Raw genomic sequence first — 14,209 nt, 5'->3', positions numbered from 1 at the left:
CGCAGAGCACCTTGAGGCGACGGCCTTCCAGGACGAGGCGTTCAGACTTGGTGTCGCTCATCGCGCGTTCCCCGCTCCGCTCTTCTCATTCCCCGTGTTACCCGCGGGGGGAGCCTTGCGGCTAGCCGACGCCGCGCTGCGCTCCTCGCTACCGCTGCGGTGCTTCGCGCGGCTGCCGGCGAGCATTGCCAGACCGACCATGGGAACGCTTGCCAGCTCAGGCCAGAAGTCTTGCTGCTTCAAAGCGCGTACTCCTGGCCCCGCTCAACCGCCTTGAGTCGCACAGCCTCGACGTTGATGAAGACTCGCTTCCCCACCGTCACCTGAGGCCAATAGCCTCGCTCTGCTTGAGCGATGAGCACCCCTACAGGGAGCCCCACTGCCTCTGCAAACGCCTCTCGCGTCATGAGGGGAACCGCCATTGCGGAGGCAATGCGGGACAAAGGTGTTGCGTCGTCCATAATGTCTAGCCAATGATTTTTTACACAGCAAACTCTGAACATTTATCAGACTTTGTGACACCATACATCAGACTTTTATGGAGGTCAATATGGACGCTAAGGAAATCAATGACCTACTTGCGTCGCTACGCTCAAGCCTCGGCACTCCCAGCTTGGTAGATCGACTCAAGGCCGTCATTGACTGGGAGACGAACGAGAGCAGACGCTGGAAGGAGCTGGAAGCCTGCTCCGGCATCGCGGCCAATAGCTGGCAACAGATGTGGCGCGGCCGGCAACGCCCGACGGCGGAGATGATTGAGGCCGTTGCTCAGGAATGGCCTGCCTATGCCTTCTGGCTGGTCACAGGCCTCACCGATACCGCCGCTGGTCACACAGCGCCGCAAAACCAGAGCTTGTGGCCTTCACCTGGTGTGTCTGACGGTCTGGAAGGCGGCATCACGTGGAAGCCATTGATTGAGCTAAGGCGACTGGTCGCGCACGCCGATGAGGCCGATGACTGGGGTTCCGTAGAGCCACAGATCATCGATCTGCTAACAACCATTTCCCAACGCTCTCTTGTGGAGCGGGTGCTGCGCCGGGTACTCGCAGAAGAGGCGTCCCCACCAGCAGCCAAGCGCGCAGCTAAGGCATCGCAGTCGGCCAAGGCGAAGGAATCGACTACGACGAGGAAACAGCGTGGCCCTGAAGAAAGTTGATGCCGGCTGGCTTGTCGATAGTCAGCCAGGCGGCAGAGGTGGAAAGCGCTTCCGTAAGACGTTCAAGACGCAAGCGGCGGCCAAGGCTTACGAGGCCTGGCTGACAACTCAGGTCAACCAGAACGCGAAGTGGCAGCCTGAGAAGCGCGACACGCGCAAGCTCCGCGAGCTCATCGACCTCTGGTACACCCATCACGGGTCCGGTCTGAAAGCAGGCGCCAACACCTACAGCCGTCTCAAGCTCGCCTGCGATGCCATGGGCAATCCTGTGGCCGACCAGTTCACCGTCAATACGTTCGCCACGTACCGGACTGACCGCCTCACCGCGGGCATCGCACCCAACAGCGTGAACCGCGAACATGCCTATCTGCGCTCCGTCTTCAACGAGCTACGCCGCCTGGGTCAGTGGAAGAAGCCCAACCCCTTGGCTGAACTGCGCCAGTTCAAGGTCCAGGAGCGCGAACTCTCATACCTGACGACGGAGCAGATACGCGATCTACTCGCCAGGCTGGCCGAGGGAAAGAACCGTCATGCGGCCATGATCGCCAAGGTGTGCCTCAGCACGGGCGCCAGGTGGAGCGAGGCAGAGAACCTCGAAGTGCGCCACCTCAGAAACGGCCAGATCCAGTTTGCAGGCACGAAATCCGGCAAGGTCCGGTCCATTCCCATCGACAGCAGCTTTGAACAAGAACTGCGGAAGCATCACGACAAGGCGGAGACCGGACAGCGCTTGTTTGCCTACGCCTATTCAGCCTTCCGAGACGGCGTCGAGCGTGCCGGCATCACGCTTCAAGAGGGACAGCTCACGCATGTCCTGCGCCATACCTTTGCGTCGCACTTCATGATGAACGGCGGGAACATCCTTGTGCTGCAGCGCGCACTTGGTCATGCGAACTTGACCATGACCATGCGCTATGCACATATGGCACCCGACCATCTACAAGAGGTCACATATCGGAATCCGTTGACAGGCTCTCATCAAGGCGAAGCACCTTCCCCACAACTAACACACCAAAAACACTGAGAGCAAACATCCATAGCCCCGTGTAGAACAGGAGTCCTGTCTTCGTAGCCATCAGCGCGAACGATAGGAAAAATGCGAGGCGGCATGCATGCCAAAGTGCAAACCAGTGACCCCGAGTGTCTGCAACCACTTCATGCCAAATGCGAGTCAGCAATGAAAAGCCTGGCCGCTGCTCAACGCCCATATGCAGCTGCCTCGCCAGCTCCGTTGCTGAGACCGACTCCAGGCACGATCCGTCCCCAAGGACTTCATTCACGACCGCCTGCGCTTTCACAACATGGCGGTACCAGATAGGCCAAGGACAAAACCGATTCCAGTTCCAAACGGCGCATCCCTCGACGAGCGAAGTTTGGCTTCCGCACTTGCGCATCAGCAGATCGAAAAGCGCCAGGAAGAGCCACGAGTGCCCCACGGATCGGTACCCGACACGCCACAAGACCGCGTGGGCTAACTCATGTACTACTGTCTCGTAAATAACTGCCTCAGTCTGACCACGAACTATGTAGATCGTGTGTGACTTTGGAAGGTAGCGCCCTAGGAATCGCCGCTGGCCGCTGTCGTCCCACCGAATCTGTGGTGGTTGATCAATCCCTAGCCGGGCACAGACAGATGTCAACACCTCAGGAAGATCAATGTCGACAGCCGAAGGCGTTGACACTTCGTTGACAGCTCGCTTCCTGAAAAGCATCAAAAACTCCCTAAGTTCTTGATTTTATTGGTAGGCCGTACAGGACTTGAACCTGTGACCAAAGGATTATGAGTCCTCTGCTCTAACCAACTGAGCTAACGGCCCCCGTGATTCCGGCGCCGGGGAGGCGCCTTCAACAAACCCGGCGGGGAGCCGGGAGCGCGGATTGTACGGGGTGGATTCCGAACTTCCGGCTACTTCTGCGACAGCGCGTTGGACACCATGCGGGAGGTGATGTCCACGATCTGGATCATGCGGTCGTAGGCCATGCGCGTCGGGCCGATCACGCCCAGGGTGCCAACCACCTGCCCGTCAACCTCGTAGGGCGCGGACACAATGGAAAGCTCCTCGTAAGGCACGATCTGGCTCTCGCCGCCGATGAAGATGCGCACGCCCTCGGCGCGGCTGGAACCGTCCAGCAGGCGCATCAGCTGGGTCTTCTGCTCGAAGAGGTCGAAAAGCCGGCGCAGACTGTTCATGTCCTGGCTGAAATCCTGCACGGTCAACAGGTTGCGCTCGCCAGAGATGATGACCTGCTCCTCCTGCGACATGGCCTCGGTACCCACCTGCACCGCAGCATTCATCAGCAGGGCGATCTCGCCGCGCAGGGCGTCCACCTCGTGCTTGAGCTTCTCCCGCACGGCCTCCAGGCTCAGGCCGGCGTACTGGGCGTTCAGTCGATTGCTGGCCTCGGCCAACTCGGCCTGGGTGTGATCCTGGGCGGTGAAGATCACCCGGTTCTGCACATCGCCGTCCGGCGAGACCATGATGACCAGCACCCGCCGCTCACCCAGGCGCAGGAACTCGATGTGGTGAAAGACGCTGGGCTTGCGCGGCGCCGTCACCACGCCAACAAAGCTGGACAGATTGGACAGCAGCTGCGCCGCACTGGTGATCACGCGCTGGGGCTGGTCCGGCTGCAGCTGCGCATCCAGGGCAATGGGCTCGGCACCCAGCAGACCCGGATTGGCCGTCAGCATGGTGTCCACGAACAGGCGGTAGCCGCGCGGCGTGGGAATGCGCCCAGCACTGGTGTGAGGGCTGGCAATGAGCCCCAGCTCTTCCAGATCCGCCATCACGTTGCGGATGGTGGCAGGGGACAGCTCCAGCCCCGAGGCCTTGGACAGCGTTCGGGAACCAACGGGCTGGCCGTCCGCGATATAGCGTTCGACCAGGGTTTTCAGCAGGGATTTGGATCGCTCGTCGAGCATGGTTTTCATTGTACGGACATGGGCGAACCCGGCATTCGGCCCAGAGGCGCTGTGGTGTAATTCTGCGCATGGCCAAACGATTCCAACATGTGGCGATTGTGGGGAAGCACCAGGCTCGTGGCATTCGCCCCGTCCTGGAGGAGATTGCCCAATTTGTGGCCAGTCAAGGCCTGGAGGTTTCCCTTGAGCGCGACACGGCGCTCAACACGGGAATCACTGCCTATGACGCCCTGGACAACGCCGAACTGGGCCAGCGCTGCGACCTGGCCATCGTCGTCGGTGGCGACGGCACCATGCTGGGCTTCGCCCGGGAGATGGCTCGCCACGGCACGCCGCTGGTGGGCATCAACCAGGGCCGCCTGGGCTTCATCACCGACATCTCCATCGAGCACTTCCGCGAGGCGCTCTCCCCCATCCTGGCCGGCGACTATGACGCCGAACAGCGTGCCATGCTCGAAGGCGAGGTCTGGCGGGACAACGCCATCATCTTTGAAGGCGTGGCCCTCAATGACGTGGTGGTGAGCCGCGGCGCCACGGCCTCCATGGTCGAGCTGCGGGTGGATGTGGGGGACGAGTTCGTCGCCAATATGCGCGCTGACGGCGTCATCGTGGCCTCGCCCACGGGCTCCACCGCCTATTCGCTCTCGGCCGGCGGCCCCATCCTGCACCCCAGCATCGCCGGCTGGGTGCTGGTGCCCATCGCCTCGCACACGCTCTCCAATCGACCCATCGTGCTGCCGGACCTCGGCGAGGTCAGCCTGGAGATCGTGGCCGGCCGCGACGCCAGCGTGAACTTCGACATGCAAAGCCTGGCCAGCCTGCTGCACGGCGACCGCATCACGGTACGGCGCTCGGCGCACAAGGTGTCCTTCCTCCATCCCAAGGGCTGGAGCTACTACGCCACGCTGCGCCGCAAGCTGCGTTGGTACGAAGGCGTGAGCTGAGCTGCCAAGCAACACTCCGACTGAACCTGCCCTGAACCCGCCACTGAGCCAATCCGCCCCGATGCTGCGCCGCCTGAGCCTTCGAGATTTCGTGATCGTGCCCGAGCTGGAGCTGGACTTCGGCACGGGCTTCGCCGCGCTGACCGGTGAGACCGGCGCCGGCAAGTCCATCCTGATCGACGCCCTGCAGCTCGCGCTGGGCCAGCGCGGGGACGCCGGCGTGGTGCGCGAAGGCGCCGCCCGCGCCGAGATCAGTGCCGAATTCGATCGCCCCGCCTCCCTGCTGGTCTGGCTGGAGGAAGGCGGCTTCGAGCCGGAATCCGACACCCTGCTGCTGCGCCGGGTGATCGACGCCCAAGGCAAGAGCCGCGCCTGGATCAACGGCAGCAGCGCTACCGTGGCCCAGTTGCGCGAGCTGGCCGACCACCTGCTGGACATCCACGGCCAGCACGCCTGGCAAGGCCTGACCCGCGCGCCCTCGGTGCGCGAGCTGCTGGACGGCTATGCCCAGGCGGACACCCGTGCCGTAGCCCGGGCCCATGGTGCCTGGCGCCAGGCCCACGAGGCCCTGGAGAAGGCCCGCACAGAGCAAGCGACCCTGGCCAGCGAGCACGAGCGCATCACCTGGCAGCTGGGAGAGATCGAACGACTGGCCCCAGGCGAGGACGAGTGGGACGGGCTCAACAGCGAGCACCAGCGCCTGTCTCATTCGCAGTCGCTGATGGACGCCGCACGGCAAGCGCTGGATGCCCTCAGCGAGGCCGAACTCAACGCCGAATCCCTGACCCAGCAAGCGCTGGATGGGCTGCAAGACGTACTGAGCTATGACGCCGCCCTGGCCCCTGCCGTCGAGGCCCTGCTGGGTGCCCAGGCGCAGTTGCAGGACGCTGCACACACGCTGAGCACCTATCTGCACAGCGCCGAGCTGGACCCCGAACGCCTGCAGCAGCTGGACGAACGCCTCTCGGCCTGGATGCAGCTGGCCCGCCGCTACCGCCGCCAGCCCGCTGAGCTGCCGGCCCTGCACCAGGAGTGGAAGACCGAGCTGGCCCGCCTGGATGCCGCCACCGACCTCGACGCGCTGGAGCGCCAGCTCGCCTCGGCCCGTAAAGACTACGACGCCCAGGCCGCCGCCCTGAGCAAGGCCCGCAAGGCCGCGGCGCCCAGACTCGCCACGGCCGTCACCCAGGCCATGCAGCAGTTGGGCATGAGTGGCGGCGCCTTCGAGATCGCCCTGCTGCCGCAGGCGGAACCCCAGAGCTTCGGACTGGAGTCCGCGGAGTTCCTCGTCGCGGGCCATGCCGGCAGCACGCCGCGTCCGCTGGCCAAGGTGGCCTCGGGCGGCGAGCTCTCGCGCATCGCCCTGGCCATCGCCGTGACCACCTGCCAGCACAGCGGCGGCGCGGGCACGCTGATCTTCGATGAGATCGACGCAGGCGTCGGCGGCGCCGTGGCCGAGACCGTGGGCCGGCTGATGAAGCAGTTGGGCCGGGATCGACAGGTTCTCGCCGTCACCCACCTGCCCCAGGTGGCCGCCTGCGCGGACCAGCATTTCGTGGTGTCCAAGGCCTTGAAGGGCGGCACCACCTGCTCCGAGGTGCGCCCCGTGGCCGGCGAACAGCGCGTGGCCGAGATCGCCCGCATGCTGGGTGGAGAGCGCCTGTCGTCCACCAGCCTGGCCCATGCGCAGGAGATGCTGGACCTGTCCGCCCAAGCTGCCAAGCCCAGCTCCCGAAAGGCCAAGCCATGAAGAAAGCCAAGCTCGAAGCCCGGGACCAGAGCGATGTGGTGCTGGTCACCGGCGTATCCGGCGGTGGCAAGTCCATCGCCATGCATGCGCTGGAGGATGCCGGTTTCTTCTGCGTGGACAACCTCCCGCCGGAGTTGCTTCTGGACTTCCTGAAGCTGGAGCAGCAGCGCGGCAAGCGCCGTGTGGCCATTGCGGTGGATGTGCGCAGCGCGGGCTCCCTGCCCCATCTGCTGCCCCTGATCAAGCAACTGCGTAGCGAAGGCGTGGCCCTGCGCTCCATCTTCCTGGACGCCAACACCGAGACGCTGATGCGGCGCTTCTCCGAAACGCGCCGCCCCCATCCCCTGCGCCAGCACCCGGCCGTGCCCGGCCCAGCCAGCGAGCAAGGCGAGGACGAGCATCGGGCCCTGCTGGACGCCATCCACCTGGAGCGCGAATTGCTCGCCGCCCTGCGCGTGGAGTCCACCGTGATCGACACCAGTCAACTGCGCCCGGCCCAGTTGCGCGCCTGGGTGCGGGACCTGGTCGTGGTCTCGGGTGATTCACTGACCCTGGTCTTCGAGTCCTTCGCCTTCAAGCACGGCGTGCCCAGCGACGCCGATTTCGTCTTCGACGTGCGGGTGCTGCCCAACCCTTACTACGACCGCGAGTTGCGCCCCCTCACAGGCCGTGACGAGCCCGTGGCCCGCTTCCTGGAGGCCCAGCCCGAGGTGCGGCTGATGCTGAGCCAGATCAGCGCCTTCATCGCCCAGTGGCTGCCGAATTTCTCAGCTGACCAGCGCAGCTACCTGACCGTGGCCATAGGCTGCACAGGCGGCCAGCACCGCTCGGTCTATCTGGTCGAGACCCTGTGCAAGCAGTTTGCCTACCATGGTCAGGTGCTCAAGAGGCACCGCGAGCTGGACGCCAAATGAGCCCGCACGCTGGCGAATCGACATGGCCTGGTTGATCACCAAATACCTGATCACCGCCGGACTGGTGGTGGGCATCTCGGAGCTGGCCAAGCGCAGCGAGCGGCTCGGCGGCCTGGTGGCTGCGCTGCCGCTGGTCACGCTGCTGACCCTGGTCTGGCTCTATCTGGAGCGCCAGCCGAGCGAGCGCATCGCCAACCACGCCTGGTACACCTTCTGGTACGTGCTGCCGACCCTGCCCATGTTCCTGGCCTTTCCCTGGATGCTGGGGCGCTGGGGCTTCTGGGGTGCGCTGGCCGGATCGGCGGCGCTCACCGTGCTGTGCTTCGTGCTGACGGCCTGGGCGGCTCGGCCGCTGGGCGTCGTCCTGCTGGACTGAGCGGCTGCTCAACGGCAGGGCGGGCTCAGTTCGTGCGAGGCGGCTCTGCCCCCTCGGGGCCCTCGACGGACGCGCTGCTGAGCAGGACCATCGCCACCACAGACACCCCCGGAACCAGCACCATGGCCACCACCCAGGGCCACACCGAACGGCCTGCACGCTGCAGGGCCACCGCCACGTAGGCGATGTGCGCGATGATGCCTACGCCCATGCCCAGCCCACCGAAGGTGGCGCGCAACACGCCGCCCGATTCGTCGCCGGTCAGCACCAGCCACAGGCATACCGCAAAAACCAACGCTGCCAGCAGGGCGGATTCAAGGGCGTTCTTGACCTGGGCATTCATGACGGCTGCTTGGGCTGCTTGTTGTAGGGATCAATCGGGGCGCAAGCATACGCGCATTCCCGCTGCGCGATCAAAGGTTTGCTCGCGCCACGCCCCAGGGGAAGGCCCGCTCAGCCCAGCAGCTTCTTCAGCGGCGCGGGCAGGGCATAGCGCGGCAGGTCCTCGCGTGCCACCCAGGCGCCGGCGCCCAGGTCAGCCGGCTGCTGCAGCGCCAGGCGGCGCGGGTGCAGCACCCAGTCGAAATGCGTCAGCGCATGCTCGATGCGAGGCAGGGGCTCAGGCGGCAAGGTCGACAGCGGCTGCAAGTGGCTCAGCAGCTGAGCCTCATCCTCAAACAGCGGCAAGGTCCACAGGCCGGCCCAGACGCCGCGTGCCGGCCGCTGCTCCAGCCAGATGCGGCCCTCATGCTCCAGCCACAGCCACCAGTGCTCTCGACGGCTGCGCTTGAGCTTGCGCGTCCGCACGGGGAACTGCTCTGCCGTGCCATGCCGCTGCGCCTGGCAAAGGTCCTGGATGGGGCACAGCAGGCATTGCGGCGCGCGCGTGCTGCACAGGCTGGCACCCAGGTCCATCAGACCCTGGGTGTAGGCCGGCATGTCAGCGCCCGCCGCAGGCAGCAAGGCCTCGGCATGGCGCCAGAGCCGCTTTTCCTGGGCACTGGAGGCCAGGTCGCCCTCGAAGGCCAGCAGCCGCCCCAGCACCCGCTTCACATTGCCGTCGAGGATGGCCGCGCGCTCGCCGAAGCAGAAGGAGGCAATGGCCGCCGCCGTCGAGCGGCCGATGCCGGGCAGCTCGGCCAGCTGCATCGCCGTCCGCGGAAAGTCACCGTCGTGCAGATCCCGCACCGCCTGGGCACAACGGTGCAGATTGCGCGCCCGGCTGTAGTAACCCAGGCCCTGCCACATCGCCAGCACCTCGTCCAGATGTGCATCGGCCAGCTGCCGCGACGTCGGAAAGCGTTCCAGAAAGCGCTGGTAGTAGCCCAGCACTGTCGTCACCTGGGTCTGTTGCAGCATGATTTCGGAGAGCCAGACGCGGTAGGGGTCGCGGGTCTGCTGCCAGGGCAGCGCGTGGCGGCCGTGCTGGCGCTGCCAGGCCACCAGGCGGGGGGCGAAGTCAGGCACCAGCGCGGCCACGCTGGCGTCCAGGGGGTCGGCAATGGCACTCAAGATAGGCTCAGGAACGGGTTTGGCAACGGGGGCAGAAGAAGGTCGAACGCTGGCCCTGGACCAGGCGGCGGATAGGCGTGCCGCAATGCCGGCAGTCCTGGCCTTCCCGGCCGTAGACCTGGGCCTGCATCTGGAAACTGCCGGCCACGCCGTGGGCGTCCTTGAAGTCGCGCAGCGTGGTGCCGCCGGCCTCCAGCGCCTGCGCCAGCACCTGGCGCACGCTAGCGGCCAGGCGCTGCGCGCGCGGGCGACTGAGGCGGCCGGACGGGCTGGCTGGGTGAATGCCAGCCAGGAACAGGGCCTCGCAGGCGTAGATGTTGCCGGCGCCGACGACGATGTCGCCCGCCAACAGCGCCTGCTTGATGGCCACGCGTCGGCCCTTCAGGCGCTCATGCAGATAGGCGCCGGTGAAGCGCTCATCGAAAGGCTCCAGGCCCAGGCCGGCCAGCAGTTGCGACACGGGCGGCGCATCCATGCCCGTGGACCAGACCACCGCGCCAAAGCGACGCGGGTCGTGCAGGCGCAGCAGGCCGCGGTCGGTCTGCAGCTCGAAATGGTCGTGGGGCCCGGCGGGGCCGAGGTCGCGCCCGAAGGCCAGGGAGCCGGACATGCCCAGGTGCAGCAGCAGGCCTTCCTCGCCGATGGGCAGCCACAGGTACTTGCCACGGCGCTGGGCCAGGCCGGCGCGCAGCCCGAGCAGGCGCTGCGGCGCGCAGCCCAGGGGCCAGCGCAGGGGCTTGCCCAGGCGCAGAGCCTGCACCGTCGCGCCGTGGATGGCATCGGCAAAGCTGCGGCGGGTGACTTCGACTTCGGGCAACTCGGGCATGGCCGGCATGATACGCAGCCGATCCAGGGCCTGCCCGCGCCGGGGCATGCAAACCGGAGCCTGCTGAAGGGATCCTGGGCGCCACCGCTCGAAAAGGACACTCAGGGTGCCCTAAGGGATGGCGGCGCTGCCATGCCTAGAATGGGTCGGCAGGCATGCGCACGCGCGCCTGCGACCTCTGGAGATTCCATGCCTCGTTCCCCGTTCCCGCTGCTTCGCCCCTCACGGCTGGCCCTTGCCTGCGCCTTGAGCCTGGGCGCCCTTGCCTTGTCGGCCCATGCCGCAGAGGCCGAAGCCGAGGACCCGGCAGCGCTGCCTGCACAAGCCGTCCAGAACTCCGCCATGGACGCGCCCATGTTCTACCAACTGCTGGTCGGCGAGATGGAGTTGCGCTCGGGCGAGGTCGGCGTGGCCTACCAGGTCCTGCTGGACGCAGCCCGGCGCACGCAGGACGAGGCTTTGTACAAGCGCGTGGTGCAGATCGCGCTGCAGGGCCGTGCCGGCGAGCAGGCGCTGGTGGCCGCCAAGGCCTGGCGGGACGGCGTTCCGGCATCGATGGAGGCGCATCAGACCACCCTTCAGCTGCTCGCTCTGCTGAACAAGCCTCAGGAGACCGCCGCGCCGGTGCAAAACCTGCTGAAGCTGGGCACCGAGCAGCAGTCCCAGTCCCTGCTGCGCACCCTGCCTGGGCTGTTCACCCGATCCCCCGAGCCCCAGCGAGTGCTGGACGCCCTGCAGCCGACGCTGCAGGCCGCTGCCCGCAGCCCGGCACTGCGCCAGAGCGCCCTGCTCTGCGAAGCCCGGCTGCAGTTGGCCGCCGGTCATGTGGCACCAGCCTGGGCGCTGGACGAGCAGGTACTGCAACAGGACCCGACCCTGGAGGACGGCCTGACCCTCGCCCTGGAGCTGATGGACCGCCAGCCCGCTGCCGAAGCGCCCGTGCGCGCCGCACTGCAGGCCAGCCCGGACAACCACGGCCTGCGCCTGGCCTATGCCCGCGCGCTGGCACGTTCACAGCGCCTGGTCGAGGCCGTCACGGAGTTTCGCCGCCTGACCACGGAGCAGCCAGATCAGCCCACCCCCTGGTACGCCCTCGGGTCCCTGGAGCTGGAGCTTCGCCACCCCGATCGCGCCGAGCCCGCCCTGCTGACCTTCCTGAAGCGACTGGAGGATTCCGCGGGCGGCGAGCTCACCGAAGCAGGCCGCGACGCCCGCCAGCAGACCTGGCTCCTGCTGTCTCGAGTGGCGGAGCAGCGCAAGGACTGGAAGGCCGCGCAGAGCTGGCTGGACAGGATAGACGCCTCCACACCGCGCGCTGACCTCAGCTACCGCAAGGCCCTGCTGCTGGCTCGCCAGGGCCATCTGGACCAGGCCCGCGAGCTGATCCACGCGCTGCCCGGCGAGACCGACGAGCAGCTGCGGCTGCGCTTCATGGCCGAGTCCCAGTTGCTGCGCGACATGCAGCAGTGGCCCGCCGCCTACGAGTTGCTGGGCCGCGCCACCGCCCGGCTGCCGGCCGACGCCGACCTGCTGTACGAGCAGGCCATGATGGCCGAGAAGCTCAACCGTCTGGACGAGATGGAGCAGCAGTTGCGCCGCACCATCGAGATCAGCCCCAAGCATTTCCATGCCTACAACGCGCTGGGCTATTCGCTGGCCGATCGCAAGCTGCGCCTGGAGGAGGCCCGCGAGCTCATCGTCAAGGCCCTGAGCCTGGCGCCCAAGGAGCCGGCCATCGTCGACAGCATGGGCTGGGTGGAGTACCGCCTGGGCCGCTTGCAGGACGCTGAGCGCTGGCTGGCCGAGGCCTATGCCAGCCGTCCTGATGGCGACATCGCCGCGCATCTGGGCGAGGTGCTGTGGCAGGCCGGCCAGAAGGAGCGGGCGCAGCAGGTCTGGGCCGATGGCCTGAAGCGCGACCCTGGCAACGAGGCCATCCAGGAAACGCGCCAACGACTGCAGGCGATCCCCTGATGCGAACCTCGCTGCTGCATCCTGCGCGTTGCAGCGCCCTCTTGCTGCTCGCGGCCCTGAGCGCCTGCGCCCATGGCCCGCGCCAGGCGCAGGACCAGCCCCCTCGTGAACTGGCAGCGCCCGCCGACAACGTGCCTGCGCCCCTCTTCAGCGGCAAGCTCAGCGTGCAGGTTCCCCCGCTGCCTGGCCAACGTCTGGCCCAGGGCGGCAGCGGCAGCTTCGAGTTGCTGGGCGATGCCACCCAAGGCCAGTTGGAGCTGTCAACGCCGACCGGATCCCTGCTGGCCCGCGTGCGCTGGACGCCCACCAGCGTCAGCCTGGAGCAGGCCAAGGACCAGCGCAGCTATGACAGCCTGGATGCCCTGACGCTGGAGCTGCTGGGTGAATCCGTGCCCGTCGCTGCGCTCTTCGACTGGTTGCAGGGCAGGCCCTGGGCCGGCGCCGCCGCGAACACGCTGCCAGCGCCTGCGCTGGGCTTCGAGCAACTGGGCTGGCGGGTCGAGACCGATCGACTGGCTGAAGGCCTGCTCCTGGCCAGGCAGTTGGGCGGGCGCTCCGCCACCCTGCGCCTGCGCCTGGCCCGCCAGGACTGAGGCGCCCCGGCATACTTCGCGCGATGCAAGCGCATCGCCGACCGCACCTTTCCCCTCCCTACACCATGCAAGCGCTCTACGACGTCCCGGCCCCGGCCAAGCTCAACCTCTTCCTCCATGTGGTGGGCAAGCGGCCGGACGGCTATCACCTGCTGGAGTCGGTCTTCACCCTGGTCGACTGGGCTGACACCCTGCACTTCGAACGTCGTGCCGATGGCCTGCTGCAGCGCCATGACCGCGGCGACGCCCTGCCCCCCGAAGACCTCTGCCTGCGCGCCGCGCGCCTGCTGCAGTCCGAGAGCGGCTGCACGCTGGGCGCAGACATCCACATCGAGAAGCGCCTGCCCAGCGGCGCCGGCATGGGCGGCGGCTCCTCGGACGCCGCCTCCACCCTGCTCGCGCTGAACCGCCTGTGGGGCCTGCACTGGCCGCTGTCGCGCCTGCTGCCCCTGGGACTGAAGCTGGGCGCGGACGTGCCCTTCTTCCTCGGTGGCAGCAATGCCTTCGTTCAGGGCATCGGTGAAGACCTGACCCCCGTCGCGCTGGCGGAGCGGACCTTCGCCATCGTCAAACCCGATGTCAGCATTCCCACCAAGGAAATTTTTTCAAGCCCCCTCTTGCAGCACTCAAAATCTCTGGCTATAGTTGCGGTCTTTCCTGAGCACGGCAGCAAAAAAAGCACCAAGCTGAGCAAAAGCAGAGATGAAAATCTTGCCGGCGCTTCGCAAAATGCAAAAAAATCTGCACTGCGAGTGGAACTGAACGCTGAAAGTTGTGCTAGAATCGCAGGCTTTCTGGAAATCGACAGTGAGTTTTACAACGAACTGCGGAACGATCTACAGAAACCCGCTGAGCAGTACAGCAGTCAAGTGACGCAGGCCCTCGCCCTGCTCGAATCGAGATTCGGCAACAGCCGGATGACAGGTTCAGGCAGTGCAGTGTTTGCCACGGTGAATGTGGCTGTGAACGGGAAAGATGGCATGTCGAACCAGCCCATGGCGACATTACCGGAGCTGCCTCCGGGATGGGTTGGCAAGGTGTGCCGCAGTCTGGTCCAGCACCCGCTTCGCGGATGGGCTGAAGACTGAAGATTACAAGGGTGCTGCAGCTCTGCAGTGTCCTGTGTAGGGGAGTCGCCAAGTTGGTTAAGGCATCGGATTTTGATTCCGACATGCGAGGGTTCGAGTCCTTCCTCCCCTGCCAAATTTCATTTCTCACCTCCCGGACCCGCTGGGTAGGCC

13 protein-coding genes and 2 tRNA genes are annotated in these 14,209 nt (G+C 66.1%); 10 read left to right on the top strand and 5 right to left on the bottom strand.

Features of this window, described 5'->3' with window-relative positions:
- Positions 1-550 precede the first annotated feature (550 nt).
- Together ACS5PK_RS21565 and ACS5PK_RS21560 are read left to right on the top strand one after the other, a co-directional pair.
- Positions 551-1,156 carry a hypothetical protein gene (locus ACS5PK_RS21565; protein ID WP_439442328.1) on the top strand — a complete coding sequence of 202 codons (606 nt, stop codon included), beginning with the start codon at positions 551-553 and terminating at the stop codon, positions 1,154-1,156.
- The gene (locus ACS5PK_RS21560; protein WP_439442327.1) at positions 1,137-2,180 is read left to right on the top strand and encodes a phage integrase; all 1,044 of its coding nucleotides are present in this window, start codon (positions 1,137-1,139) and stop codon (positions 2,178-2,180) included. The genes ACS5PK_RS21565 and ACS5PK_RS21560 overlap by 20 nt, the downstream gene beginning before the upstream one ends.
- Positions 2,181-2,896: 716 nt before the next feature.
- Here the strand turns inward: ACS5PK_RS21560 and ACS5PK_RS21555 are convergent.
- Together ACS5PK_RS21555 and hrcA are read right to left on the bottom strand one after the other, a co-directional pair.
- Positions 2,897-2,973 (bottom strand) — tRNA-Ile (locus tag ACS5PK_RS21555).
- An 89-nt stretch (positions 2,974-3,062) separates the two neighbouring features.
- On the bottom strand, positions 3,063-4,079 hold the full coding sequence (hrcA, locus tag ACS5PK_RS21550) for a heat-inducible transcriptional repressor HrcA (protein WP_439442326.1): 1,017 nt from the start codon (positions 4,077-4,079) through the stop codon (positions 3,063-3,065).
- Positions 4,080-4,147: 68 nt separating this feature from the next.
- On the opposite strand from hrcA, the gene ACS5PK_RS21545 reads away from it, so the two are divergent.
- The 4 genes from ACS5PK_RS21545 (at position 4,148) to ACS5PK_RS21530 (ending at position 8,063) form a co-directional block, all read left to right on the top strand.
- Positions 4,148-5,023 carry an NAD kinase gene (locus ACS5PK_RS21545; protein ID WP_285981824.1) on the top strand — a complete coding sequence of 292 codons (876 nt, stop codon included), beginning with the start codon at positions 4,148-4,150 and terminating at the stop codon, positions 5,021-5,023.
- Between the two features lie 61 nt (positions 5,024-5,084).
- Positions 5,085-6,773 carry a DNA repair protein RecN gene (gene recN / locus ACS5PK_RS21540; RefSeq protein WP_439442325.1) on the top strand — a complete coding sequence of 563 codons (1,689 nt, stop codon included), beginning with the start codon at positions 5,085-5,087 and terminating at the stop codon, positions 6,771-6,773.
- Positions 6,770-7,687: an RNase adapter RapZ gene (rapZ, locus tag ACS5PK_RS21535; RefSeq protein WP_439442324.1), complete on the top strand. Its 918-nt coding sequence runs from the start codon at positions 6,770-6,772 to the stop codon at positions 7,685-7,687. The genes recN and rapZ overlap by 4 nt, the downstream gene beginning before the upstream one ends.
- A 22-nt stretch (positions 7,688-7,709) precedes the next feature.
- Positions 7,710-8,063, top strand: a complete 354-nt coding sequence (locus ACS5PK_RS21530) for a DUF3147 family protein (RefSeq protein ID WP_439442323.1) — start codon at positions 7,710-7,712, stop codon at positions 8,061-8,063.
- 25 nt (positions 8,064-8,088) lie between these two features.
- Here the strand turns inward: ACS5PK_RS21530 and ACS5PK_RS21525 are convergent, their stop codons facing one another.
- The 3 genes from ACS5PK_RS21525 to mutM all read right to left on the bottom strand — a co-directional run bounded on the left by ACS5PK_RS21525 (position 8,089) and on the right by mutM (position 10,401).
- Positions 8,089-8,406, bottom strand: coding sequence for a hypothetical protein (locus tag ACS5PK_RS21525; RefSeq protein WP_439442322.1), 318 nt, complete (start codon positions 8,404-8,406; stop codon positions 8,089-8,091).
- Positions 8,407-8,516: 110 nt separating this feature from the next.
- Entirely contained in the window at positions 8,517-9,575 is a 1,059-nt protein-coding gene (gene mutY / locus ACS5PK_RS21520; RefSeq protein ID WP_439442321.1) for an A/G-specific adenine glycosylase, read from the bottom strand.
- A gap of 7 nt (positions 9,576-9,582) precedes the next feature.
- Positions 9,583-10,401 (bottom strand): bifunctional DNA-formamidopyrimidine glycosylase/DNA-(apurinic or apyrimidinic site) lyase, encoded by an 819-nt coding sequence (gene mutM, locus ACS5PK_RS21515; protein WP_439442320.1) that lies wholly within the window; start codon positions 10,399-10,401, stop codon positions 9,583-9,585.
- Positions 10,402-10,590: 189 nt separating this feature from the next.
- Between mutM and ACS5PK_RS21510 the strand changes: the two genes are divergently transcribed.
- The 4 genes from ACS5PK_RS21510 to ACS5PK_RS21495 all read left to right on the top strand — a co-directional run bounded on the left by ACS5PK_RS21510 (position 10,591) and on the right by ACS5PK_RS21495 (position 14,171).
- Positions 10,591-12,375 carry a tetratricopeptide repeat protein gene (locus ACS5PK_RS21510; RefSeq protein WP_439442319.1) on the top strand — a complete coding sequence of 595 codons (1,785 nt, stop codon included), beginning with the start codon at positions 10,591-10,593 and terminating at the stop codon, positions 12,373-12,375.
- On the top strand, positions 12,375-12,968 hold the full coding sequence (locus ACS5PK_RS21505; RefSeq protein ID WP_439442318.1) for a lipoprotein insertase outer membrane protein LolB: 594 nt from the start codon (positions 12,375-12,377) through the stop codon (positions 12,966-12,968). Before ACS5PK_RS21510 ends, ACS5PK_RS21505 begins: the two co-directional genes overlap by 1 nt.
- 65 nt (positions 12,969-13,033) lie before the next feature.
- Positions 13,034-14,056 carry a 4-(cytidine 5'-diphospho)-2-C-methyl-D-erythritol kinase gene (gene ispE / locus ACS5PK_RS21500; protein ID WP_439442317.1) on the top strand — a complete coding sequence of 341 codons (1,023 nt, stop codon included), beginning with the start codon at positions 13,034-13,036 and terminating at the stop codon, positions 14,054-14,056.
- Positions 14,057-14,094: 38 nt separating this feature from the next.
- A tRNA-Gln gene (locus tag ACS5PK_RS21495) sits at positions 14,095-14,171 on the top strand.
- The last annotated feature ends 38 nt before the right edge of the window (positions 14,172-14,209 follow it).

This window comes from Roseateles sp. DB2 (assembly GCF_051857535.1).
Taxonomy (GTDB): Bacteria; Pseudomonadota; Gammaproteobacteria; order Burkholderiales; family Burkholderiaceae_C; genus Roseateles_B.
The sequence above is the reverse complement of the archived record's forward strand: the minus strand, read 5'-3'. Positions and strand labels throughout refer to the sequence as shown.